General features: G+C 69.8%; 2 pseudogenes. Both read right to left on the reverse strand.

The features are described 5' to 3' along the window. Positions 1–360 (reverse strand): annotated as a pseudogene (locus AC1D01_RS37745) (ABC transporter permease); the annotation flags it as partial. 1 nt (position 361) lies between these two features. Next, a pseudogene (locus tag AC1D01_RS37750) lies at positions 362–626 on the reverse strand (BMP family ABC transporter substrate-binding protein); the annotation flags it as partial.

Below are 626 nucleotides of genomic sequence, written 5' to 3' on the forward strand. Positions count from 1 at the left end.
GGCTGCGGCGACCAGCAGCAGCGCGCTGCCGAACGCGTTGGCCGGCGGCGTGATCAGGTAGGGCAAGGTCGCGCACGCGAGGCCGCCCAGCACCAGCGCGCCTTCGCCGCCGATCACGACCAGCCCGGCCCGTGCGGGGATCGCGACGCACAGCGCCGTGAGCATCAGCGGTGCCGCGCGCTGCAGCGAGTTCTGCCACGAGAACCAGTCGCCGAACGCGCCCTTGAACAGCAGCGTCCACGCGTCGACCGGGCTCTTGCCGCCGAGCCACACGAAGCCGCCGAACAGCAGCAGCGCGCCGGCCATCGCGAGCAGCGGCAGCRCGACGGCTTCGAGCGTGTCGGCGTGGCGTGCGTTCATCTCATGCGCCGGTCTTGCCGACGACGCCTTCGACGAGGTAGTTCATGCCTTCGAGCGCCGGATCGGTCTGCTTGAAGACCTTGCCCGCCTCGATGATCGTCTTGCCGGCGTTGTCCTTCAGCGGGCCCTTGAAGATGTCGAAGCTGCCCTTCAGCATCGCGGCCTTCACGTCGTCGGCGGCCTTCTTCGCCGGCGCCGACACCATCGCGCCGTACGGCGACGGCTTCACGAAGCCTTCCTTCAGCCCGCCGCGCACGAAGTTCGGG

The organism is Rhizobacter sp. P3_B12 (assembly GCF_056402895.1).